The sequence below is a fragment of the Burkholderia contaminans genome (assembly GCF_029633825.1).
GTDB classification, from domain to species: Bacteria; Pseudomonadota; Gammaproteobacteria; order Burkholderiales; family Burkholderiaceae; genus Burkholderia; species Burkholderia contaminans.
Map to the genome: position 1 here is coordinate 49,034 of NZ_CP090642.1, position 22,120 is coordinate 71,153.

Below are 22,120 nucleotides of genomic sequence, written 5' to 3' on the forward strand. Positions count from 1 at the left end.
ATGCCGGTCCATCTCGAATGCATGTCGCACTCGCCGCTGCACGGCTACTTCGATCCGGAGCCGGCGGTCGTCGCGGAAGTCGAGCAGGTGCAGCGCGTGGCGCGCGAGCGGGTCGACGCGTTCGATCCGGAGTTGGTGATCGTGTTCGCGCCTGACCACTACAACGGATTTTTCTACGACGTGATGCCGCAGTTCTGCATCGGCGTGAGCGCGACGGCCATCGGCGATTTCGGCAGCGCGGCCGGCCCGTTGCCCGTTGCGCGCGATGTGGCGCTCGCGCTCGCCGATGCGACGCTCGCGAGCGATATCGACGTTGCCGTGTCGTATCGCATGCAGGTCGATCACGGTTGCGCGCAGGCGCTCGAGGTGCTCACGGGCGGCATCGACCGCTATCCGGTCGTGCCCGTCTTCATCAACTCGGTTGCACCGCCGATGGCGTCGTGCCGCCGGGCCCGGCTGCTTGGCGATGCGATTGGCCGTGCCGTCGCGCGTATGAACCGGCGCGTGTTGGTGATCGGCTCGGGCGGCATTTCGCATGAGCCGCCGGTGCCGGAAATCGCGGGCGCAGACGATATCGTCGCGGAACGGCTGATCGCGGGGCGCAACCCGTCACCAGCGTCGCGCGATGCGCGGCAATCCCGCACCGTCGCGGCGGCCAAGGCATTCGCGGTGGGCGACAGCCGCCTGCATCCGCTTAATCCCGCATGGGACCGCATGTTTCTCGAATTGCTCGAGAGCGGTGAAATCACTGCCGCCGATGGCCTCACGAACGATGCGATCACGCGCGATGCGGGCAAGTCGGCGCACGAGATCCGTACGTGGGTTGCCGCATTCGGTGCGCTCGCGGCGAGCGGTCCTTACGCGGCATCGATCGATTACTACCGCGCGATTCCGGAGTGGATCGCGGGCTTCGGCGCGATGCATGCGCGAGAACAGGCCCATTCCAGGAGATAGAGCCATGGCAAATGACGACAGCATGCTGGCGATGGCCGAGCGCCTGCGTGAAGCGCAGGACTCGCGCCGGACGATCGCGCCGCTACGCGATGCGTGCCCCGAAGGCGACGCGGTACTCGCCTACGCGATCCAGCAGATCAACAACGACTTGCGCAAGGCGAACGGCGAGCGCGTCGTCGGCAGGAAAATCGGCCTGACTTCGCCCGCGGTCCAGAAGCAACTTGGCGTCGATCAGCCGGACTTCGGCGCGTTGTTCGCGTCGATGGCATACGGCGACGGCCAGCCGATGCCGATTGCCTCGTTGATCCAGCCGAAGGTTGAAGCGGAGATCGCGCTCGTGCTCGAACGTGACCTGACCGCCGAAAAACACACCTTCGTGGATCTGATCTCCGCGACCGCGTATGCGGTGGCTGCGATCGAGGTCGTCGACAGTCGCATCCGCGATTGGGACATCCGGTTTTTCGACACCGTCGCGGACAACGCGTCGAGCGCGCTGTTCGTGCTCGGTAGCCGGCCGATGCTGCTGCGCGATATCGAACTGAGCGCGTGTGCCATGACGCTCACGCAGGACGGCGAAGTCCTTTCACGCGGCAATGGAAGCGCGTGCCTCGGCAATCCACTGAATGCGGCCGCGTGGCTCGCGGATCGGATGGTTCGACTCGGCACGCCGCTGCGCGCGGGCGACATCGTGCTGACGGGCGCGCTTGGCCCGATGGTCGCGGTAAAGGCGGCCGGCACTTATACGGCGCACATCGAAGGGCTCGGCAGCGTGCGCGCCAGTTTCAGCGAATGATGGACGGAGACATCCCAATGGCAACAGGCAATACCCAGTGCAAAGCCGCGATCATCGGATCCGGCAACATCGGCACCGACCTGATGATCAAGATCATGCGTCGCGGCACGCATCTCGAAGTCGCGGCGATGGTCGGCATCGATCCGGCCTCGGACGGCCTCGCGCGCGCCGCGAGGCTTGGCGTGGCGACGACGCATGAAGGCGTGGAGGGGCTGGTGCGCCTGCCCGTGTTCGACGAGATCGACTTTGTGTTCGATGCGACGTCCGCCGGCGCACATGTGAAGAACGACGCGTTCCTGCGCGCGCACAAGCCCGGCATTCGCGTGATCGATCTGACGCCCGCTGCAATCGGACCGTACTGTGTGCCGGTGGTGAACCTCGACGCGCATCTCGATGCGCCGAACGTGAACATGGTCACGTGTGGCGGACAGGCGACGATTCCGATGGTTGCCGCGGTGTCGCGGGTCGCAAAGGTCCATTACGCGGAAATCGTCGCATCGATCAGCAGCAAGTCGGCGGGACCCGGCACGCGCGCCAATATCGACGAGTTCACCGAGACGACGTCGAAGGCCATTGAAGCGGTCGGCGGCGCGGGCAAGGGCAAGGCGATCATCGTGCTCAATCCGGCCGAGCCGCCGCTCATGATGCGCGACACCGTCTATGTGCTGTCCGAAGCGGCGGACCGGGCGCTGATCGAAGCGTCGGTCGAGCAGATGGCCGCTGCGGTCCACAGCTACGTGCCCGGCTATCGCCTGAAGCAGTCCGTGCAGTTCGACGACATCCCCGCCGCTGCGCCGCTGCATATTCCCGGACTCGGCCACTTCAGCGGACTCAAGACCTCGATCTTCATCGAAGTGGAAGGCGCGGCACATTATCTGCCGGCCTACGCGGGCAATCTCGACATCATGACTTCCGCCGCAATGGCAACGGCCGAACGCATGGCCGCGTCGCTTGTGAACGCCTGAAGTAAGAAACACTCGATCATGGACAAGAAACTCTATATCTCCGACGTGACGCTGCGTGACGGCATGCACGCGATCCGTCATCAGTATTCGATTCGGAACGTGCAGGACATCGCCCGCGCGCTGGACGACGCGAAGGTCGACAGCATCGAGGTCGCGCACGGCGATGGCCTGCAGGGCTCGAGCTTCAACTACGGTTTCGGCGCGCACAGCGATCTGGAATGGATCGAGACGGTAGCGGATGTGGTGAAGCACGCGAAAATCGCGACGCTGCTTCTGCCCGGCATCGGCACGATTCACGATTTGAAGGCCGCGTACGACGCGGGCGCGCGTGTCGTGCGTGTCGCGACCCATTGCACGGAAGCGGACATTTCGAAGCAGCACATCGAATATGCGCGCCGCCTCGACATGGACACCGTCGGCTTTCTGATGATGAGCCACATGACCACGCCTGCAAACCTCGCGATCGAAGCGAAGAAGATGGAAAGCTATGGCGCGACCTGCGTGTACGTGGTCGATTCCGGCGGCGCGATGAACATGAACGACATTCGTGCACGCTTCCGGGCGCTCAAGGCGGTGCTGCGCCCCGAGACCGAGACGGGCATGCATGCCCATCACAACCTGAGCCTTGGCGTGGCCAACTCGATCGTTGCGGTCGAGGAGGGGTGCGACCGTATCGATGCGAGTCTGGCGGGCATGGGTGCGGGCGCGGGCAACGCCCCTCTCGAAGTGTTCATCGCGACGGCCGAGCGCCTTGGCTGGCATCACGGCACCGATCTCTATCGCCTACTCGATGCGGCCGACGACATCGTGCGCCCGTTGCAGGACCGGCCGGTGCGCGTGGACCGCGAAACGCTCGCGCTGGGCTATGCGGGCGTGTATTCGAGCTTCCTGCGGCATTCCGAAATTGCGGCGAAGAAATACGGCCTGAAAGCCGTCGATATTCTCGTCGAGCTGGGCAAGCGCCGCATGGTGGGAGGTCAGGAAGACATGATCGTTGACGTCGCGCTCGATCTGAAGAAGCGCGAAGCACGCGCCTGAACCACCCAGTATGCCAGGCGCCATGAAGAGCGCCGCATCGTTCAACCTGGAGACATCGATGAAAACGTCAACGGCTTTATCCGCGCGCGCAGGCGGTGCCATCACCATCGGCCTGTGCCTCGCGGTTGCCCTCCTCGAAGGGCTCGACCTGCAATCAACCGGCATCGCCGCGCCGCGCATGGCACACGAGTTTCATCTCGCGATCGCGCAGCTCGGCTGGGCATTCGGCATCGGCGCGCTCGGCCTGTTGCCGGGCGCGGCGATTGGCGGCAGGCTCGCGGATCGCATTGGCCGCAAGCGCGTGCTGATGATGTCGGTCGCGCTGTTCGGGATATTTTCGATTGCAACGACTCAGGTGTGGGATCTGCAGAGCCTGCTCGTCGCCCGCTTTCTCACGGGTCTCGGTCTCGGCGCTGCGATGCCGAACCTGATCGCATTGTGCGCGGAGGCGGCAGCGCCCGGACAACGCAGCACGGCCGTCGGCGCAATGTACTGCGGCATGCCTTTCGGCGCGGCGCTCGCGGCCGTGATCGGCATCGTCAGCCCGGGCGCCGAGGGCTGGCGGCATATCTTCTATGTCGGCGGAATCGGGCCGCTGCTGACCTTGCCGCTCCTGGCGCTCTTGTTGAAAGAGTCGCCGCACTTTGTCGCAGCGAGCCGGACGGCGATCCCCGAATCGAACGACGGCATCGTCCGCGCGCTCTTCAGTGACGAGCGTGCGGCGACAACCATCGCGCTGTGGATTAGCTACCTGGGGACGTTGATCGTGCTGTACTTCCTGATGAACTGGCTGCCGTCGATGGTGCTCTCGCGCGGCCTCACGTCGGTACAGGCGAGCATCGTGCAGATGTTGTTCAACATCGGCGGCGTCGTCGGCGCGATCGTGATCGCGGGGCTGATGGATCGCATTGGCAAGCGGCCGGTCGTGATCGGCATGTATACCGGCATCGCTATTGCGTTGCTGGCGCTCGCCGGCGCGACGGGCAGCGTGTCGATGGCATGGGGCGGCCTGCTGGCGGGCCTGTTTCTCGTTGGCACGCAGTCGGTGCTGTATGCGCTCGCGGGGGCAACGTATCCGACGCTGGTGCGGGGCACGGGCGTCGGCGCAGCGGTCGCCGTCGGCCGCGTGGGTTCGATAGTCGGCCCGCTCATCGCCGGGCAACTGCTGGCGTTGGGCCAGAGCGCGTCGATGCTCGTGATTTCGAGCATTCCGTTCATCGTGATCGCGGCGCTCGGCGCGCTCGCCGTGGTAGCGAAATCTGCACGCGAGTCGGCCAACGGCTCGCACACTTTTGGAACCGAATCGATCTGACTAAGGACATCGACATGACTGACACCGTGATTCATACAGAGGCCGCAACTAGCAAGTTCGTGAACGTGGTGGAAGGCGGCAAGGAACTGCGCGTGCACTACAACGACACCGGCGCAGGCACGGAAACGCTGGTGTTGCTGCACGGTTCTGGGCCGGGCGCGAGCGGCTGGGCCAACTTCTATCGCAATGTGGACGCGTTCGCGAATGCGGGTTATCGCGTGATCCTCGTGGACTGTCCCGGCTGGGGCAAGAGCGATTCGATCGTGTGTACTGGCTCGCGCTCCGACCTGAACGCGCGCGTGCTGAAGGGCGTGCTGGATATGCTCGGTATCGAGCGCGCGCATCTCGTTGGTAACTCGATGGGCGGGCATAGTGCGGTGGCCTTCGCGCTGTCGAATCCGGAGCGCGTCGGCAAGCTCGTGCTGATGGGCGGCGGCACGGGCGGTCCGAGCCAGTTCGTTCCAATGCCGACGGAAGGCATCAAGCTGCTGCAAGGGCTGTATCGCGACCCGACGCTCGAGAACCTGAAGAAGATGTTGAACGTGTTCGTCCACGATGCGAGCACGATGACGGAAGAGCTGATGCAGACACGGCTCGATAACATGCTCGCGCGACGCGATCATCTCGAGAACTTCGTGAAGAGTCTGGCGGCCAATCCGAAGCAGTTTCCGGACTACGGTCACCGGCTGAACGAAATCAAGGCGCCCGCGCTGGTGATTTGGGGCCGCGATGACCGGTTCGTGCCGCTCGATGTCGGCCTCCGACTCGTTTGGGGCATGCCAAACGCCGATCTGCATGTGTTCGGGCGTTGCGGGCACTGGGCGCAATGGGAGCATGCCGAGCGATTCAACCGGATGGTGCTGGAGTTCCTGCACCCGGCGCCGACCGAAGGCCAGTGACGTGCGTGCTTAACCCGCCGCGCGACATTGCGCCTGACCCCGGCCCACGTCGCGCTCGTGGCGCGCGGGGCGCGCGACGTCGACGCGACACACGCCATTCACAACGACGACTACGCACGATTTCTCGATAACGTCGGAATGTCCGAACTCGCGGCGGATATGCGCTCTTTCCGGAATCCGTTCGGCCTGGAAGCGAACGCTGGAAGTTATCGATCGCGTGCAGGCCAAGCAGCCGTCAGAAGTGGACGGATCGGAAAAGGCATCCTGACAGTTGGACGGCGCTGCCCTTACAGCCGTCCACCTTGAACCTCCTGGATTTCTTGGACAGCGCCGCACTTTAGTGTTCGGTCGAGCAGATCTGAGCAGGTCAATGACGCGGTGGTCTCATGTTACGGAAGGTCATCAAGTCAAGCGGCGCGCATTGCCGGTCGCGTTGCTGCTGGGGGAAATACATACCATAAGCCGTCATCGTGTCGGAAGAAAAATATCGCCAACGACCGACCAGGCTTGGTGGACTCAACACAGATACAGCGTCCTTCGCGATATACCTTGTCGCTGAGCGGGAAGCGCTTGATGCGAATCGGTGACGTGTCGGAGGGGGCAAGCCACTTGTCGATCAACCTGCGCAAACAATACCCATCGTAGTTCATCGAATGCTCCATGACCCATCACCGTGACTCGGCCACCTTTGAGTCCGCACCTTGGCGCGTGCGGTACCGCCAAGGCGCGGGTGCTTCGATTGCCCTCGGGGTAACTTGACTTCCGGGCGAGGGCTGGGCGGCAGTTATCAGTCGCATGACTTATTTATACAGTCACGCGACTGATAGATCAATGCCATCTTCCCTAGGAGAATCACCTATCCGCCTGATAAATATGGATGATATTTAAAGGGTCATATCGCTTTATGTTCGATTGACTGGTAATTATCAGTCGCGTGACATATTATTTGTGACAAGGTGGTTGCTCGCTATGGTGGCTAGGGCGAGCACCGATGAACTGACTGCGATCGCTCGAGGGAATGGTGATGGTTGAGCGGTTGGACTGGTCGAAGCGCACACCGGCGGCTGCCGGCAAGAGGTCAAAGATGAGGGAGCTGGCGATTGAACTGGCAGGGGCTAAAGAGTTGGCCGACGAGCCGAAGCGCCGCGGCAACAGAACGACACGAGTCCCCGAAATCGTGGAGGCCGCGATCAATGTCCTCGCGCAGTACGGTAACGTCGGCTTCGCTTTGCGCCGCGTGGCGAGCGATGTTGGAATCCACCTGGCGACCTTGCAATACTACTTTCCGACCAGAGAAGACCTTTTGCGAGCGGCGTTGGAGGCGGTGGCAACACGATATCTGACGCTCTATGAAAATGTGGTCGACGACGATGATCTATCGCCGGAGGCGCGACTAGATGTCATCGCAGATATCGCGTTTGACGAGTTGGTCAAGCGTGGTACGCACATTGCACCATTTTGCCTGGAAGTCTGGAGCATGGCCGAGCGCGAAGAATTTGCCCGAGACTTGGTGGCAGGTTTCAACCGTCGGTTCCAGGAGACGTTCGCCCGATTGCTGGCCAAGATCAATCGATCGCTTACACCTCGGGAGTGTGCGTTACGCGGTCGTCTGCTGTACTCCCATTTGGCCGGTTTAATCGTGTTAGTCCGGCCGACACATGGCGCATCGTCAGACGATGAATCACTTCGCGCTGCGACGAAGGCTGTCTGGAGGGCGCTCAGCTGTGCTCCACAGTAGCGCGGCACGAGAAGCTAATACAACGTAAATGACCCACCAATGATGGGGGAGACACCACCTTGCGAGATCTTAAATGCTGCCACCTGCGCAGGGCTCGATCAGTAGTTTCTCAACGAATGTCCTGCGTTCCGCTTTTTGCGTCGGGGTGCCTTGATCCGACAGCAGCGATTCCGACAGTTCGTAACTGTAGAGCACAAAGGCGCGCGACCGTGCCTCGGCAATTCCGTAGCCGAGCGCGCTGAAGCACTGCGCGATATACGACAGCCGCTTTGCGTCGACCTCGTCGACGATGGTGCGAGCCATCTCATCACGGCGCGCCCATGCGCGAATCGCGAGTTCGGTGGCGGCTGCCTCCTGTGCAGCTACGCCATGGAACGGCAGGCTAAGCAGATCTCGAATCAATTCTCGCGCAGGCAGGCCACGGCTTTCGAACCGAAAAATGATCTGCTCAGTTGCTTCATCGCGCCAAGCTGTCAGCATCCGCCGCAGTAGGTCTTCGCGGTCCTTAAAGTGCCAGTAAAAGCTCCCTTTGGTGACCCCCATTTCCTTCGCGAGAGCCTCCACGCGCACGGCGTCGATGCTCTTGGTCACTAGCAGCTTGCGGGCGCCGGCTATCCAGACTTCGGGGCCGAATTGGCCTCGGTTGCCTTGCGATGCTTGAATCTCTGCCATCACGACTCCAACGAAAGTTGGTATTGTACGCCTCCAAAACATACGGGTGCGTATCTATGATTTGCAGGGCCCACCGGAGCATGAAATCGCGAATTTGCGCGTTTACCCCCATCAAATGATGATTGACGTATCGACCTTTCGTTCTTAGCATACCCATACGTATGCGTATGGAGATTTGGAGTATGTCAAACTTTGATGGCGTTGGGCAGACCTTGCTGGCTGCAGAGCACAAGACGAACTACTTCGATGTCGGTAAAGGCAAGCCGCTCTTCCTGCTGCACGGGTCGGGGCCCGGCGTCTCTGGCTGGACCAACTGGGGCGGCGTGATGTCCGACCTTGCCGAGCAGTTTCGGGTGATCGTGCCGGATATCGCGGGCTTCGGTTTCACCGAGTTCAAGGAAGACAACAAGTACGACATCAAGCTTTGGGTCCGCCATCTGCTGGGCATCATGGATGCGCTCGGTATCGAGAAGGCTTCGCTTGTTGGCAACTCGTTTGGCGGTGCGCTATCTCTTGGGTTGGCCACGTTTGATCCGTCGCGCGTGGAGCGGCTCGTGTTGCTGGGGACACCGGCTGGCGAGTTCGAGCAGACGCTTGGTCTACGTTCTGCATGGGAGTACGAGCCGTCGTTGGAGAACATGGAGCGCGCCATGCGCCTCTTTCCATACGACCAGGCAATCATCACGCCGGAGATGGTGGAGTCCCGTTATAAGGCGAGCGCACGCCCGGGCGCGCAGGATGCGCTGCGTAGGCTGTTGCCCAAGCCCAATGCTGAAGGACCGACCATCGTCAAAGGGTTCCCAGAACATGTGGTGGCCAAGATCGAAGCGCCCACGCTAGTGCTGCACGGGCGTGAGGACCGCGTTGTGCCGCCGTCATGCGGACAACTGCTGGCGCGTGCAATTCCCAACGCCGACCTGCATTTGTTCGGCCACTGTGGCCATTGGGTGCAGACCGAGCGCCGCGCCGATTTCCTGCATCTGGTCCGTCATTTCTGTGCGTGACGCCATGAGCCGAAACGTTCTCGAACGCGTGCTGCACCAGCTCACCGTGGATCGCACTGCAAAGCAGCGCTTCCGCGAGGACGCCGGTGCCTACCTGGCGCGCTTTGCGCTCACGGACGCCGAGCGCGGCATGCTGACCCACTTCGATGTGCTCGGTCTGCAGCAAGCCGGCGTCAACCCGATGTTGACCATGGGCTTCTGGCAGGAGCTTTCGCCCGAGCGTGACATACGTGCCTACATGAAAAAGCTGCGCCCGGTTGGCGCGTCCGAGGCGGTGCATAGCGCCGCACTCAAGCAATAGACAGCGAGAGAGCAATGGGACAAATCGTCGGCGGCTTCCTGGTGCCGCATGACCCCGTGATGTTCGTCGCGCCGGAAGCACCGGCGCCGGCCGTGCGCGAGCGCATGTGGAGTGCCTTCAGGCAGTGTGCCGAGCGGTTGGCGGCGCTCGAGCCCACCAGCGTAGTGATCGTGGGCGCAGACCATTACATGCTGTTCGGCACGACTTGCCTTCCGAGCTATTTGATCGGCACCGGTGATGTCGACGGTCCGCTCGATGCAATGCCAGGCCTCAAGCGCGGCGTGATTCCGAACAACGAAGCGCTCGCTACCCACATCGCCGCCGATGGTCTTGCACGCGGGTTCGACTGGGCGGTGGCGCGTGCATTGACGGTGGATCACGCAGTTGGCATTCCAAATCAAATGATCGTGCAGCCGTTGCGCGAGGCGGGCATGGCGGTCGGCACGATCCCAGTTTATGTGGCCGCAGGTGTGGACCCGTACATCCGCATCGGGCGGGCTGTTGAGGTCGGTCGCCAGATTCGCGAAGCAGTCGAATCTTTCCCTGCGGACGAGCGTGTAGTGGTGATTGGCAGCGGTGGCATCAGCCACTGGGTTGGCACGGCCGAGATGGGGCGCGTCAACGAAACATTCGATCGCGAGATTATCGACTACGCCGTGCGAGGCGACACAGCCGCGCTCGCAGCGCTGAGCGACGACTACATCCTCGCGAACGGCGGCAACGGCGGCATGGAAATTCGCAACTGGGCTTGCGCGATGGGTGCCCTGGAGGGGGCTCGCGGTGAGGTCCTGGCCTATGAGGCGGTGCCTGAATGGGTGACTGGCCTCGGCTTTGTACAACTGCACTGCCAATGAGGCAAACGGAAGGTAGATATGAGCAACAAGGTTTTCCTGATTAAGCGCGATGCGCTCGAGCCGGGGAAGGTCTGCAAGGTTGAAACGGCAGGCTGCCCGCTGGCGATCTACAACATTGATGGCGTGTTTTACGCCACAAGCGACGTTTGCACCCACGCGACCGCATCGCTGTCCGAGGGCGAAATTGTCGATGGTGACCTGATCGCCTGCCCCGTGCACGACGGCCAGTTCCATATCCCGACCGGTCAGGCCATGACCTTCCCGTGCACGGTCGATCTGCGCACGTACCGCGTTATCGAGGAAGGCGACGAGATTTACGCCGACCTTGACGAAGAATCCGAAGTCGCCTCGTCGGCCATCTGAGAGATCCGACCATGTCACTGAACTGCATTGGCAATTGCGATCGATTGCACAAGGATCCTGTCAGCGAGCCGCTGCACGATCTCGATAAGCTGCTCGACCTGGATGTCGGCCGCCTGTCGCGCCGGGTCTATTGGGATCACCGCATCTACGAACAAGAATTGGAAAAGATCTTCGCGCGCAGCTGGCTGTTTCTTGCGCACGAGTCGCAGATTCCGAATGCCGGCGACTACCTATCCACCTACATGGCGGAGGACAACGTCCTGGTTGTGCGGCAGAAAGATGGATCGATCAAGGCTTTTCTAAATACGTGCCCCCACCGCGGCAATCGCTTGAATTTTACCGACGCGGGTAATGCACGCAGCTTCGTCTGTAACTATCACGGCTGGAGCTTCGGCATTGATGGCGCGCTGCGAGGAATGGCCGGCCAGGAATTGTTCGATCAAAGCGGCATGAACAAGGCCGAGCACGGCCTGCATCCAGTCGCGCAGGTGGCCAGCTACAAGGGGCTGGTTTTCGGAAACATGGATCCCGATGCCCCCTCGCTGGAGGAGTACCTGGGGGACTTTCGCTACTACCTCGACGTCATGCTCGACATGGACGGGGAGGGCACGGAATTCGTCGGCGGTTGCGTGAAGTCGGTCATCAATTGCAACTGGAAGGTGCCGGTCGAAAACTTCATCGGCGATATCTATCACGCGCTGTGGACGCATGACTCGGCCGCGCGCGCGATGCTGGGCGGACCGGTTGCCGAGGTCTACAAGGACCCGGACTCCTACCACGTCAACTTCAACGGCCACGGCTGGGAGTTCAACCTTGATGTGGTCGGCAATGCCGCGACGCTGGGCGACAAGGAAATCCGCAAGTATCTGTATAGCATCCAGCCGAAGGTGGCCGAACGCCTGGGTGAGTTCCGCTCCAAGATGATCGGTTCGATCTCCTCGGTCAGCGTGTTCCCGAACCTGTCGTTCCTGCCGGGGCAAAACACGTTTCGCGTCTGGCACCCGCGCGGACCCGGCAAGATCGAATTGCACACCTGGACCATTGTCAACAAGAGCGCGCCGCAGGACATCAAAGACCGCTGGCTAAAGGGAACGATGATTACGTTCTCACCGACCGGCGTGTTCGAGATGGATGACGGCGAGAACTTCGAATTCTCAACGCGTACCAACGCCGGTTTCGTGACGCGCCAGCAGGACCTGTACATGGGTCTGGGCCGCGGCAGCCGTCGGGAAGACACCGACCTGCCAGGCAATGTGTATTGCAATCAGGTCAATGAGGCTAACCACCGCGCCTTCTACCAGCGCTGGCTAGATCTGATGCAGGCACGGCACTGGAGCGACGTGCCCCAGCGTGATCAAGCCAAACTGCCCGAGACTGCTTTTGACTATTCCAATACCAGCACCGGCGTCCAGGAGGTTGCATGACCGCGTTGCTTGAACCGATTGTAGGTGACGTGACTACGGAGGACACCGGTCGTCCCGTGGACCGCGAGACCGCACACCGCGTCGAACAATTCCTGTTCCGTGAGGCACGTGTGCTTGACAACGAACGCTGGGATGACTGGCTTGCCATGGTGGCGGAAGACGTCCATTACTGGATGCCGGCCATCGAGAACCGCCGCCGTGCCGACAAGCTCGGTGCCTACGCGCACGGGCGGGGCGCCTATTTCGATGACAACCACTTCGACCTCAGCCGTCGCGTCGCGCGCTTCAAGCAACCGTCCGCTTGGGCGGAAGATCCTCCGACCCGGCACGTGCATGTCATCAGCAACGTGGAGGTGCTGACAGGGCCGAACGCAGGCGAATTCACCGTGCACTCCGTGTTCGTGAACTACCGCAGCCGCGGCGAGGCGGACAACGACATGCTGCTGGGCCGCCGTGAAGATCTGCTGCGCGCGCATGGCGACGACTTTCGCATTGCGCGGCGCAAGATTGTCATCACGCAGTCGCTGCTGATGTCCAAGAACCTCAATACCTTCCTTTGACCATGGGCTGGCTTGACGACGACGTTGCGCTGGTGACTGGTGCCAGCTCGGGAATTGGTTTGGCGCTGGTGCGCCGTTTCTTGGCTGAGGGCGCGCGGGGGATCGGCGCGCTGGTACGCAGCGCAAGCGCCGCAGATGCGATGCGTGCGGAATTCGGTGATCGCGTGGCCGTCACGGTCGGCGATGTGCGTTCCGATGAAGCCAACGCAGAGGCGGTTGCCACCACACTGGCCGCCTTTGGCAAACTCGACACGCTGGTCGCCAACGCGGGGGTGTGGGACTACTTCGCCTCGCTGCGCAAATTTACCGACGGCAAGCAGCTCGCGCAGACGTATCGGGAAATCTTCGATATCAACGTGCTGGGCTATCTGCTTGCAGCCTATGCGGCGGCGCCGGCGCTACGCGAAACGCGCGGCAGCATGATCTTCACGCTGTCCAACGCCGCTTTCTATGCGGGCGGCGGTGGACCGACCTACGTGGCCTCCAAGCACGCCGGTGTTGGCCTGGTCCGTCAACTGGCCTACGAGTTGGCGCCGGACGTTCGCGTCAATGCTGTGGCCCCAGGTGGCACGGTCACGCCACTCAAGGGCCCGGAATCGCTCGGCAAGCAGACCTCGAAGCTATCCGAGATTCCTGGTTTTTCCGATGCGGTTGCCAATGCGGTGCCACTGGGCTTTATTGCGCAGCCGGAGGACCACACCGGCCACTACGTGCTGTTGGCCTCGCGGCGCAACTCCTCGGCGACCACGGCCGCCATCCTGCAAAGCGATGGCGGGTGGGAAGTGCGTGGCAGACCTGGACGAAAGACCTAGGCGGCTCAGGCGCAGAACAAGACACGAGACAGAGACTCCAACCAGAGACCCCAACACATGAACGCACCCAACCCAAGCACGCCGTCTCCTCAAGCGCGGCTGCGTGAGATATTTCGCGACGCTCGTCTGCCGGTGATGGCCGCGCCGATGTTCCTGGTGTCGAGTCCGGAACTGGTGGGCGCGAGTATGAGCGCCGGTATTGTCGGTACCTACGCTGCGCCTAACGCACGCAATATCGAGGCGCTCGACGTGGCGCTCGGCAGCATTGCTGAACAAGCCAAAGCCCAAGGCCGCGCGCGAGGTCCCGGACACACGGTGGTGCCATGGGCGCTGAACATGATCGTACACAGCAGCTACGATCGCTTCGATGCCGAAATGGCGCTCGTCGAGCGTTATCGGCCTGGCATCGTTACCACTGCGTTGGGTACCCCACGCCGCGTGCTCGATCGGGTGCACGGCTATGGCGGCCTGGTGATGGCGGACGTTATTTCGCCCGCGCTTGCGCGCAAGGCCGTCGAGGCTGGCGTTGACGGGCTGGTGCTCGTTACCAGCGGTGCAGGCGGCCACACGGGGAAATACCATCCGTTCGCCTTCCTTGCTGAAGTGAGGCGCTTTTGGGACGGCCCAATCGGCTTGGCAGGCGCCATATCGAGCGGCGAGCATATCCGCGCGGCTCAATTGCTCGGCGCGGATTTCGTTGTGGTTGGCACCCGGCTGATCGCCACCAGCGAAAGCATGGCTGTGCCGGCCTATCGCGATCTGGTGGTGTCCAGCGGCATGGAGGATCTGGTGTTGTCCAGCGCTGTTTCCGGCGTGCCCGCCAACTGGCTCAAGCCCACCCTCGATGCCGCCGGCTTCTCCGTCGAACAACTCAAGGCGGAAAAGACGATCGACTTCTCCGGCGATATCGTGGCCGTCCCCAAAGCCTGGAAGGACGTCTGGTCGGCTGGCCACGGCGTCGGCGCGGTGCAAGCGGTGACTTCAGTCGCCGACGTGGTGGCTGAACTGGAAGCCAGCTACGCCGCCTGCGTGCGGGCCGAGGTGCAGGCACTGCTGGAATTGCAAAGCCGTTACGCCGCACAGCCGACGCTGGCCCCAGCCTGAGCCTGTTCGCAAACACTTCATCCTGCGCACCCCTGTGCACGCACGGACCCCATCCAAGAAGAGACACGGTATGACGCAATCCTCCATCCAGCAGGCCGCCGAAGCGCTCTACGAGGCGCGCCGCTCACGCACCACCATTGCGCGTATTTCCGAGACGCATGACATCTCGGGCCTTGAGGCTGCCTACGAGGTTGCTGCCGTCAACACGCGCCGTGCCCTGGCTGAAGGCCGGCGCATCAGCGGCAAGAAGATCGGTCTGACCTCGGTCGCGGTGCAGCAGCAGCTTGGTGTGGATCAGCCCGATTTCGGCGTGCTGTTCACCGACACGGAGTTTGTCAGCGGCGCCGAGGTGCCGGTCGACATGCTGATCCAGCCCAAGGCGGAGGGTGAAGTCGCCTTCGTCATGGGGCGCGATCTTGACGGCGAACTGACCTGGGCCCGCTTCCTGCTGGCCATCGAATATGCGCTGCCTGCCATCGAGATTGTCGACAGCGTGATCCAGGATTGGCGCATCACGCTGGTGGACACCGTGGCCGACAACGCCTCGTGCGGCCTCTACGTGCTCGGCACCAATCCCAAACGCATCACCGATCTCGACCTCGCCGCCGCCGCCATGCAATTCGACCGCAATGGCGAGGCCGCATCGCGCGGTAGTGGCGCTGCCTGCCTCGGGCATCCGCTGCACGCGGCCTGGTGGCTTGCGCAAACCATGCAACGCGTGGGCGAACCACTGCGTGCTGGCGACGTGGTGCTGTCGGGAGCGCTGGGGCCGATGTTCCCGCTCGTGCGCGGCGACGCGTTGCACCTGCGCGTGGATGGGCTTGGGGATGTGACCTGCCAGACGATCTGATCCGCCTCACAAACGACCGGCCCCAGCAGGGAGGGGCGAGGAGACCGCAATGCGACAGAAGCAACAACTAGAACCAACTGCCCCGCACAGGGTAGACCGGGCGTGCCGTCGGGCAGCTAGAGACCGCGTTTATACAGTGGGCGCATCCGCTTTCTGGGGGGGCAAACCATGAACGTCCCGTTGACCGCTGACCTGCCGCGCATGGCGCTGCTGGCCACACCTTCTATCGACCGGATTGATCGCGTCGACGGCAGCTTTCTACTGCGATCGACTGAACCGCTGCAGCCGTATGCACGCTGCGTGGGCGACTGGCTGGAATACTGGGCGCATGAGGATGGTAACCGAGTCTTCATCGCCGAGCAGGCCGGCACCGACTGGCGTTCGCTTAGCTATGCCGACACGTTAGCAGCGGTGCGCAGCGTTGCTCAATCCCTGCTGGATCTGGGTGTGGCACCGGATGCGCCAGTGGTGGCGCTGTCAGACAACAGCGTCAATCTGGCGATCCTGTCACTGGCGGCGATGCATATAGGGCGCCGCATCGCCATAGTGTCGTCGGCCTACACGCGGATGGCGCGCGATCACTCCAAGCTGCATGCGATTCTCGATCGCTTGCAGCCGGGGTTGCTGTATGGCGAGCAGGCGGACGTCTACGGTGCAGCCATTTCCACGTGGCAGCCTCAGTGCCCGGTGGTCTACACAGTAGATGCAGAGCAGGCCGGAGCGCTTTCGTTTGATCGCCTGCTGTCAACGCAGCCCGGCCCGGCGGTCGATGCTGCCTTCCAGGCCGTTACCGGCGACACCGTGGCAAAGCTGCTGCTAACGTCCGGTTCGACCGGTGCGCCAAAGAGGGTGCTCAACACGCACGCCATGCTGTGCGCCAATCAGCAGATGATCGCGCAGTGCTGGCGGTTCATTGATAGGGCGCAGCCAGTGGTGCTGGACTGGCTGCCGTGGAGTCACACTTTCGGTGCCAACCACAACTTCAACCTGGTCCTACGCAACGGCGGCACGCTTTATATCGACGGTGGGCGCCCGGCGCCAGACGCTATTGGGCCAACCCTACAGGCGTTGCAGCAAGTCCGCCCCACGCTGTTTTTCAACGTGCCACGCGGCTACGACGTCCTGCTGCCATACCTCGAGGCGGATGACACGCTGGCCGCTGCGCTGTTCGGACGGCTTGACATGCTGTTCTTTGCCGGCGCGGCGCTGCCACAGCAGCTCGCCGAGCGTCTGCGCGCAGTGGCCACGAAGGTGCGTTCGGCCCCGCTGTTCCTTACCACCGAGTGGGGTTCGACCGAGACTTCGCCGGTAATCACCAGCGCTCATTTCGAGACTGTCGATACGCGCAACATTGGTGTGCCGGTGCCGGGTATCGAACTGAAGTTCGTGCCGTGCGACCACAAGTACGAACTGCGCGTGCGTGGTCCTTCGGTGTTTCCCTGCTATCTAGGCGATCTGGACAAGACACGCGATGCCTTCGACGAAGAGGGTTTCTACCGCACAGGCGACGCCGGCAAGCTTGCCGACCCGGAAAACCCCAGCGCAGGCGTAATCTTCGACGGCCGTGTGGCAGAGGACTTCAAGTTGACTACTGGCACATGGGTGTCCGTCAGCACGCTGCGCGCAAACGCTGTGGCGGCGCTGGCTCCTTTCGCGCAGGACGTGGTCGTGTCGGGCCACGATCGGGACGAAGTGGGTCTGCTGATCTTTCCGACACCGGCACTGCGTGCGCTGGCTGGCGACGCAGAGCCGCAGCCATGCGGCAAGTCGCTGGGCGAGCACCCGGCTGTACGGGCCGCGCTGGCAGAGGCGCTGGCGCGGCTGGGCCGTAATGCCGGCAGCTCTCAGCGGGCTGCCCGCGCGGTGCTGCTGTCTTCGCCACCCTCGATCGAGCGGGGCGAGATCACAGACAAAGGCTATATCAACCAGCGCGCGGTGCTAACGCTGCGCGCCGACGATGTGTCGCGGCTGTATTCGGACTGCGCGTCGGTGATCCGACCCGCTTGAACCCGACAAGCCTTTCAGCATCGTCGCTTTCCTTTTTTCGAACGCAGATCTACATGGAACACGTCATGACCCGCAAGCTCAAAGCGGCCATCGTCGGCTCAGGCAACATCGGCACCGACCTGATGATCAAGATTCTGCGCCACGGCAGGCATATCGAAATGGGGGCGATGGTGGGCATCGACCCCGCCTCCGATGGCTTGGCGCGCGCCTCCCGAATGGGAGTGGCCATCACTCACGAAGGCGTGGAAGGCCTGACTCGGCTCCCCGTCTTTGCCGACATCGACATCGTCTTTGATGCCACCAGTGCAGGCGCCCACGTCAAAAACGACGCCTTCCTGCGCGGCATCAAGCCTGGTATCCGCATGATCGACCTGACCCCGGCCGCTATCGGTCCCTACTGCATCCCGGTGGTCAATGGTCAGGTGCATCTTGATGCGCTCAACGTCAACATGGTCACCTGTGGTGGGCAGGCGACCATCCCGATGGTCGCGGCCGTTGCGCGCGTGGCCAAGGTGCACTACGGCGAGATCATCGCCAGCATCTCCAGCAAGAGCGCTGGCCCTGGCACTCGCGCCAACATCGATGAGTTTACCGAAACTACCTCCAAGGCCATCGAAGTTGTCGGCGGTGCTACCAAGGGTAAGGCCATCATCGTTCTGAATCCGGCCGAGCCGCCACTGATCATGCGCGACACGGTCTATACCCTGAGCGACTTTGCGGACGAACAGGCCATTGCCGACTCCATCGCGCGCATGGCCGCCGATGTGCAGGCCTATGTACCGGGCTACCGCCTCAAGCAGAGCGTGCAATTCGACCGCATCGAACAGCCTATCCGCATTCCGGGTGTGGCCGATCGTATCTCCGGTTTGAAGACCTCGATCTTCTTGGAGGTCGAAGGCGCAGCGCACTACCTGCCGGCCTACGCCGGCAATCTGGACATCATGACCAGCGCAGCACTGCGCACTGCCGAGCACATGGCAGAGCGCAAGGTGTCTGTCGTCGCCGCGTAGAGGGAATGGAGAACACCGACATGAGCACCAAAAAGATTTATATCTCCGACGTGACGCTGCGTGACGGCAGCCACGCCATTCGTCACCAGTACAGCGTTGAGCAAGCCAAACAGATTGCCCGTGCACTCGATGAAGCGAAAGTCGATTCAATCGAAGTCGCCCACGGCGACGGCCTGCAGGGCGGTAGCTTCAACTACGGTTTCGGCGCCCACACCGATCTGGAATGGATCGAGGCCGTTGCCAGCGTCGTCAAGCACGCCAAGATCGCCACGCTGCTGCTGCCGGGTATCGGCACCGTGCACGACCTGAAGGCCGCGTATGAGGCAGGAGCTCGCGTGGTGCGCGTCGCCACGCACTGCACGGAAGCTGACATCTCCCGTCAGCATATCGAGTATGCCCGTCATCTCGGCATGGAAGCGGTCGGCTTCCTGATGATGAGCCATATGACCACGCCGCAGGCACTGGCCCAGCAGGCCAAGCTGATGGAGGGCTATGGTGCCACTTGTTGCTATGTGGTCGACTCGGGCGGTGCGCTGAATATGAACGACGTCCGTGAGCGCTTTCGCGCGTTCAAAGACACTCTCAAGCCTGAGACAGAGACCGGCATTCATGCCCACCATAACCTGAGTCTGGGTGTGGCCAACTCCATCGTGGCAGTGGAAGAGGGTTGCGACCGGGTGGACGCAAGTCTGGCAGGCATGGGGGCCGGCGCGGGTAACGCACCGCTGGAAGTGTTTATCGCTGCCGCGGAGCGCATGGGCTGGAATCACGGTACCAACCTGTACACGTTGATGGATGCAGCCGACGATATCGTGCGACCGCTGCAGGACCGTCCCGTGCGCGTGGACCGCGAGACGCTCGCGCTGGGCTATGCCGGCGTGTACTCCAGCTTTTTGCGTCATTCGGAGGCCGCCGCGAAGAAGTACAACCTCAAGACCGTCGACATCCTTGTCGAACTGGGCAAGCGCCGCATGGTGGGAGGGCAGGAGGACATGATCGTAGACGTCGCGCTTGACCTGCTCCAGGCAAAAGAACCCAATCGCGCGATCGGGTAGTGTCATGACTACGTTCAAGCTGAGAATCGAGCCGGCCGGTGTCGAAATCCCATGCTCTGCCGATGGCAGCCTGCTCGATGCAGCATTGGCGGCCGGTTACTTTCCGCGCCACAGTTGTCGTCGTGGCCAATGCAACGCTTGCGAGACGCGGGTCGTGTCAGGTGACGTGCGTTACCCGGACGACTTCGAGCCGGAAGGCGTGCGCGACGGCTACGTCCTCTCTTGTCAGGCGCGGTGCGTGACGGATGTCACAATTGAAGCCCCCGAGGTTGCGTCCACGGCGGGGCAGCGCATCGTGCAGACCGGCGCACGCGTGCTCGACGTCGATCGCGTCAGCGCCGACGTGGCGCGTGTGCGGCTCAGCGTACCGCCGGAGTCGGGTTTCGCGTTCCAGGCGGGGCAATACGTCGAGGTGATCCTGCGTGATGGTTCGCGCCGCAGTTATTCGATGGCAAATGCGCCCGACGAAAACGGTACGATTGAATGGCATGTGCGGGCCGTGCCCGACGGGCGCTTCTCCAACCACGTGTATCGCACGCTGAAGCAGCGCGACTTGCTGCGCATCGAGGGCCCGTTTGGCACGTTCATGCTGCGTGACACGATGGCGCCGATCATACTGTTGGCCACCGGTACCGGCTACGCGCCGATCGCCGCCATGCTCAAGACCCACTCAGCGAAAATCGTTGAACGCGGCGCGGTGCTCTATTGGGGCGGTGCACGTCTTGCCGATCTCTACGCTCACGACGAGGTACATGCGTGGGAGCAGGTCCATCCTGGCTTCCGTTTTGTTCCTGTGCTGTCAGGAGACGAGCCTGGTTGGACCGGACGCAACGGCTTCGCGCACGAGGTTGTTGCTGCGGATTTCCCTGATCTTTCGCGGCACGAAGTATATGCATGCGGTAATCCGTTGATGGTCGAAGCTGCGCGGCACACCTTCACGCAAGCGAACGGGCTGCCGACGACGAGCTTTTTCAGTGATGCTTTTGTGACCCGTTTCGAACACCCAATTGTTGAAGAAAGAGCGTGAGAAATTCGGCTGCGGTCGCGCCAAATACAGCGCTCGGTTCTGCTATTGGCGGGAGCGTGCTCTTTTGCTTGGCAACACCAGTGAATCTTGGCATGCATCTGACCGTTGCCATCTTGTAGTCAACGAAGCAATCACTGGCTAGTCACTCAACCCAACTCTCAGACGGAAAGGAAACACGCATGAATATCCACGAGTACCAAGGCAAGGAAATCCTGCGCAAATACAATGTGCCGGTTCCGCGCGGCACTCCGGCCTTCTCGGTCGACGAAGCCATCGAGGCTGCAGAAATCCTGGGCGGCCCGGTGTGGGTCGTGAAGGCACAGATTCATGCGGGTGGCCGTGGCAAGGGCGGTGGCGTGAAGATTGCCAAGAGCATGGACCAGGTCAAGGAATACGCCAGCAGCATCCTGGGCATGACGCTGGAGACGCACCAGACCGGTCCGGAAGGCAAGCTGGTCAAGCGCCTGCTGATCGAAGAAGGCGCGGACATCAAGAAGGAACTGTACGTGTCGTTGGTGGTGGACCGTGTGTCGCAGCAAGTGGCGCTGATGGCCTCGAGCGAGGGCGGCATGGACATCGAAGAAGTCGCCGTAACGCATCCGGAAAAGATCCACACACTGCTGATCGATCCGCAAACTGGCTTGCAAGACGCTCAGGCTGACGACATCGCTAGCAAGATCGGCGTGCCGGATGCTTCGCTCGCGCAAGCCCGCCAAGCCCTGCATGGCCTGTACAAGGCATTCTGGGAAACCGATGCTTCGCAAGCCGAAATCAACCCGCTGATCCTGACCGGCGACGGCAAGGTCATCGCGCTTGACGCCAAGTTCAACTTCGACTCGAACGCGCTGTTCCGTCACCCGGAAATCGTGGCGTACCGCGATCTGGATGAAGAAGACCCGGCTGAAATCGAAGCCTCCAAGTTCGACCTGGCCTACATCTCGCTCGATGGCAACATCGGCTGCCTGGTGAACGGTGCCGGGCTGGCCATGGCCACGATGGACACCATCAAACTGTTCGGCGGTGAGCCGGCCAACTTCCTCGACGTGGGCGGCGGAGCCACCACAGAGAAGGTGACCGAAGCCTTCAAGCTGATGCTGAAGAACCCGTACGTGAAGGCCATCCTGGTCAACATATTCGGCGGCATCATGCGTTGCGACGTGATCGCCGAAGGCGTGATCGCTGCGGCGAAGGCGGTGTCGCTGTCGGTGCCGCTGGTCGTGCGCATGAAGGGTACCAACGAAGACCTTGGCAAGAAGTTGCTGGCCGACTCGGGTCTGCCCATCATCGCCGCAGACACGATGGCAGAGGCCGCCGAGAAGGTCGTGGCCGCAGCCGCCGGCAAGTAAACCGCCCGCTGACCCAACCATACGCGAACTCG

At 62.2% G+C, this 22,120-nt stretch carries 22 protein-coding genes; 21 read left to right on the top strand and 1 reads right to left on the bottom strand.

Translation table 11 applies throughout. The annotated features are described in order from the left end of the window. The 7 genes from LXE91_RS32435 (at position 1) to LXE91_RS32470 (ending at position 7,699) form a co-directional block, all read left to right on the top strand. Positions 1 to 954, top strand: coding sequence for a 3-carboxyethylcatechol 2,3-dioxygenase (locus LXE91_RS32435; protein ID WP_039369276.1), 954 nt, complete (start codon positions 1 to 3; stop codon positions 952 to 954). A gap of 4 nt (positions 955 to 958) precedes the next feature. Further along, positions 959 to 1,747: a 2-keto-4-pentenoate hydratase gene (mhpD, locus tag LXE91_RS32440; RefSeq protein WP_039369279.1), complete on the top strand. Its 789-nt coding sequence runs from the start codon at positions 959 to 961 to the stop codon at positions 1,745 to 1,747. A 17-nt stretch (positions 1,748 to 1,764) separates the two neighbouring features. Beyond that, positions 1,765 to 2,712, top strand: coding sequence for an acetaldehyde dehydrogenase (acetylating) (locus tag LXE91_RS32445; RefSeq protein WP_039369281.1), 948 nt, complete (start codon positions 1,765 to 1,767; stop codon positions 2,710 to 2,712). Between the two features lie 15 nt (positions 2,713 to 2,727). Then, positions 2,728 to 3,750: a 4-hydroxy-2-oxovalerate aldolase gene (dmpG, locus tag LXE91_RS32450; protein ID WP_313900488.1), complete on the top strand. Its 1,023-nt coding sequence runs from the start codon at positions 2,728 to 2,730 to the stop codon at positions 3,748 to 3,750. A 58-nt stretch (positions 3,751 to 3,808) separates the two neighbouring features. Further along, positions 3,809 to 5,062, top strand: a complete 1,254-nt coding sequence (gene mhpT, locus LXE91_RS32455; protein WP_039369305.1) for a 3-(3-hydroxy-phenyl)propionate transporter MhpT — start codon at positions 3,809 to 3,811, stop codon at positions 5,060 to 5,062. A 14-nt stretch (positions 5,063 to 5,076) separates the two neighbouring features. Beyond that, positions 5,077 to 5,961: an alpha/beta fold hydrolase gene (locus LXE91_RS32460; protein WP_039369287.1), complete on the top strand. Its 885-nt coding sequence runs from the start codon at positions 5,077 to 5,079 to the stop codon at positions 5,959 to 5,961. Between the two features lie 1,018 nt (positions 5,962 to 6,979). Then, entirely contained in the window at positions 6,980 to 7,699 is a 720-nt protein-coding gene (locus LXE91_RS32470; protein WP_223274375.1) for a TetR/AcrR family transcriptional regulator, read from the top strand. Positions 7,700 to 7,768: 69 nt separating this feature from the next. Here the strand turns inward: LXE91_RS32470 and LXE91_RS32475 are convergent, their stop codons facing one another. Further along, positions 7,769 to 8,371, bottom strand: a complete 603-nt coding sequence (locus LXE91_RS32475) for a TetR/AcrR family transcriptional regulator (protein ID WP_046196579.1) — start codon at positions 8,369 to 8,371, stop codon at positions 7,769 to 7,771. Positions 8,372 to 8,553: 182 nt separating this feature from the next. Here LXE91_RS32475 and LXE91_RS32480 point away from each other — a divergent pair, with 182 nt between their 5' ends. The 14 genes from LXE91_RS32480 to sucC all read left to right on the top strand — a co-directional run bounded on the left by LXE91_RS32480 (position 8,554) and on the right by sucC (position 22,088). After that, complete coding sequence (locus tag LXE91_RS32480) at positions 8,554 to 9,375, top strand: alpha/beta fold hydrolase (protein ID WP_046196588.1); 822 nt, start codon at positions 8,554 to 8,556, stop codon at positions 9,373 to 9,375. Between the two features lie 4 nt (positions 9,376 to 9,379). Then, positions 9,380 to 9,676, top strand: a complete 297-nt coding sequence (locus tag LXE91_RS32485; RefSeq protein WP_039353525.1) for an extradiol ring-cleavage dioxygenase — start codon at positions 9,380 to 9,382, stop codon at positions 9,674 to 9,676. A 14-nt stretch (positions 9,677 to 9,690) separates the two neighbouring features. Beyond that, on the top strand, positions 9,691 to 10,530 hold the full coding sequence (locus LXE91_RS32490) for a DODA-type extradiol aromatic ring-opening family dioxygenase (RefSeq protein WP_039353527.1): 840 nt from the start codon (positions 9,691 to 9,693) through the stop codon (positions 10,528 to 10,530). An 18-nt stretch (positions 10,531 to 10,548) separates the two neighbouring features. After that, the gene (locus LXE91_RS32495) at positions 10,549 to 10,893 is read left to right on the top strand and encodes a non-heme iron oxygenase ferredoxin subunit (RefSeq protein WP_039353529.1); all 345 of its coding nucleotides are present in this window, start codon (positions 10,549 to 10,551) and stop codon (positions 10,891 to 10,893) included. A gap of 11 nt (positions 10,894 to 10,904) precedes the next feature. Continuing rightward, complete coding sequence (locus LXE91_RS32500; protein WP_046196578.1) at positions 10,905 to 12,317, top strand: aromatic ring-hydroxylating dioxygenase subunit alpha; 1,413 nt, start codon at positions 10,905 to 10,907, stop codon at positions 12,315 to 12,317. Further along, entirely contained in the window at positions 12,314 to 12,877 is a 564-nt protein-coding gene (locus LXE91_RS32505; protein ID WP_082139449.1) for a 3-phenylpropionate/cinnamic acid dioxygenase subunit beta, read from the top strand. The genes LXE91_RS32500 and LXE91_RS32505 overlap by 4 nt, the downstream gene beginning before the upstream one ends. Positions 12,878 to 12,879: 2 nt before the next feature. After that, positions 12,880 to 13,689: a 3-(cis-5,6-dihydroxycyclohexa-1,3-dien-1-yl)propanoate dehydrogenase gene (gene hcaB, locus LXE91_RS32510; RefSeq protein WP_039353534.1), complete on the top strand. Its 810-nt coding sequence runs from the start codon at positions 12,880 to 12,882 to the stop codon at positions 13,687 to 13,689. 57 nt (positions 13,690 to 13,746) lie between these two features. Next, positions 13,747 to 14,793, top strand: a complete 1,047-nt coding sequence (locus LXE91_RS32515; RefSeq protein ID WP_039353536.1) for an NAD(P)H-dependent flavin oxidoreductase — start codon at positions 13,747 to 13,749, stop codon at positions 14,791 to 14,793. 70 nt (positions 14,794 to 14,863) lie between these two features. Beyond that, entirely contained in the window at positions 14,864 to 15,643 is a 780-nt protein-coding gene (locus LXE91_RS32520) for a 2-keto-4-pentenoate hydratase (protein ID WP_039353538.1), read from the top strand. A 168-nt stretch (positions 15,644 to 15,811) separates the two neighbouring features. Next, positions 15,812 to 17,650: a feruloyl-CoA synthase gene (locus LXE91_RS32525; protein WP_082139450.1), complete on the top strand. Its 1,839-nt coding sequence runs from the start codon at positions 15,812 to 15,814 to the stop codon at positions 17,648 to 17,650. 65 nt (positions 17,651 to 17,715) lie between these two features. Further along, positions 17,716 to 18,660: an acetaldehyde dehydrogenase (acetylating) gene (locus LXE91_RS32530; protein WP_039353542.1), complete on the top strand. Its 945-nt coding sequence runs from the start codon at positions 17,716 to 17,718 to the stop codon at positions 18,658 to 18,660. Positions 18,661 to 18,680: 20 nt separating this feature from the next. Continuing rightward, the gene (gene dmpG / locus LXE91_RS32535; RefSeq protein ID WP_039353545.1) at positions 18,681 to 19,715 is read left to right on the top strand and encodes a 4-hydroxy-2-oxovalerate aldolase; all 1,035 of its coding nucleotides are present in this window, start codon (positions 18,681 to 18,683) and stop codon (positions 19,713 to 19,715) included. A 4-nt stretch (positions 19,716 to 19,719) separates the two neighbouring features. After that, the gene (locus LXE91_RS32540; protein ID WP_039353547.1) at positions 19,720 to 20,742 is read left to right on the top strand and encodes an FAD-binding oxidoreductase; all 1,023 of its coding nucleotides are present in this window, start codon (positions 19,720 to 19,722) and stop codon (positions 20,740 to 20,742) included. A gap of 179 nt (positions 20,743 to 20,921) precedes the next feature. Next, positions 20,922 to 22,088: an ADP-forming succinate--CoA ligase subunit beta gene (gene sucC / locus LXE91_RS32545; RefSeq protein ID WP_039353550.1), complete on the top strand. Its 1,167-nt coding sequence runs from the start codon at positions 20,922 to 20,924 to the stop codon at positions 22,086 to 22,088. The last annotated feature ends 32 nt before the right edge of the window (positions 22,089 to 22,120 follow it).

What these genes read in the sequence shown, in the direction of transcription:
- LXE91_RS32485 (WP_039353525.1), top strand. Translation starts at nt 9,380, where the DNA reads ATGAGCCGAAACGTTCTCGAACGCGTGCTGCACCAGCTCACCGTGGAT.
- LXE91_RS32520 (WP_039353538.1), top strand. Translation starts at nt 14,864, where the DNA reads ATGACGCAATCCTCCATCCAGCAGGCCGCCGAAGCGCTCTACGAGGCG.
- LXE91_RS32530 (WP_039353542.1), top strand. Translation starts at nt 17,716, where the DNA reads ATGACCCGCAAGCTCAAAGCGGCCATCGTCGGCTCAGGCAACATCGGC.
- LXE91_RS32525 (WP_082139450.1), top strand. Translation starts at nt 15,812, where the DNA reads ATGAACGTCCCGTTGACCGCTGACCTGCCGCGCATGGCGCTGCTGGCC.
- LXE91_RS32540 (WP_039353547.1), top strand. Translation starts at nt 19,720, where the DNA reads ATGACTACGTTCAAGCTGAGAATCGAGCCGGCCGGTGTCGAAATCCCA.
- LXE91_RS32515 (WP_039353536.1), top strand. Translation starts at nt 13,747, where the DNA reads ATGAACGCACCCAACCCAAGCACGCCGTCTCCTCAAGCGCGGCTGCGT.
- mhpT (WP_039369305.1), top strand. Translation starts at nt 3,809, where the DNA reads ATGAAAACGTCAACGGCTTTATCCGCGCGCGCAGGCGGTGCCATCACC.
- LXE91_RS32445 (WP_039369281.1), top strand. Translation starts at nt 1,765, where the DNA reads ATGGCAACAGGCAATACCCAGTGCAAAGCCGCGATCATCGGATCCGGC.
- LXE91_RS32500 (WP_046196578.1), top strand. Translation starts at nt 10,905, where the DNA reads ATGTCACTGAACTGCATTGGCAATTGCGATCGATTGCACAAGGATCCT.
- sucC (WP_039353550.1), top strand. Translation starts at nt 20,922, where the DNA reads ATGAATATCCACGAGTACCAAGGCAAGGAAATCCTGCGCAAATACAAT.
- hcaB (WP_039353534.1), top strand. Translation starts at nt 12,880, where the DNA reads ATGGGCTGGCTTGACGACGACGTTGCGCTGGTGACTGGTGCCAGCTCG.
- mhpD (WP_039369279.1), top strand. Translation starts at nt 959, where the DNA reads ATGGCAAATGACGACAGCATGCTGGCGATGGCCGAGCGCCTGCGTGAA.
- LXE91_RS32460 (WP_039369287.1), top strand. Translation starts at nt 5,077, where the DNA reads ATGACTGACACCGTGATTCATACAGAGGCCGCAACTAGCAAGTTCGTG.
- LXE91_RS32470 (WP_223274375.1), top strand. Translation starts at nt 6,980, where the DNA reads ATGGTGATGGTTGAGCGGTTGGACTGGTCGAAGCGCACACCGGCGGCT.
- LXE91_RS32490 (WP_039353527.1), top strand. Translation starts at nt 9,691, where the DNA reads ATGGGACAAATCGTCGGCGGCTTCCTGGTGCCGCATGACCCCGTGATG.
- dmpG (WP_039353545.1), top strand. Translation starts at nt 18,681, where the DNA reads ATGAGCACCAAAAAGATTTATATCTCCGACGTGACGCTGCGTGACGGC.
- LXE91_RS32505 (WP_082139449.1), top strand. Translation starts at nt 12,314, where the DNA reads ATGACCGCGTTGCTTGAACCGATTGTAGGTGACGTGACTACGGAGGAC.
- LXE91_RS32495 (WP_039353529.1), top strand. Translation starts at nt 10,549, where the DNA reads ATGAGCAACAAGGTTTTCCTGATTAAGCGCGATGCGCTCGAGCCGGGG.
- LXE91_RS32435 (WP_039369276.1), top strand. Translation starts at nt 1, where the DNA reads ATGCCGGTCCATCTCGAATGCATGTCGCACTCGCCGCTGCACGGCTAC.
- LXE91_RS32480 (WP_046196588.1), top strand. Translation starts at nt 8,554, where the DNA reads ATGTCAAACTTTGATGGCGTTGGGCAGACCTTGCTGGCTGCAGAGCAC.
- LXE91_RS32475 (WP_046196579.1), bottom strand. Translation starts at nt 8,371, where the DNA reads ATGGCAGAGATTCAAGCATCGCAAGGCAACCGAGGCCAATTCGGCCCC.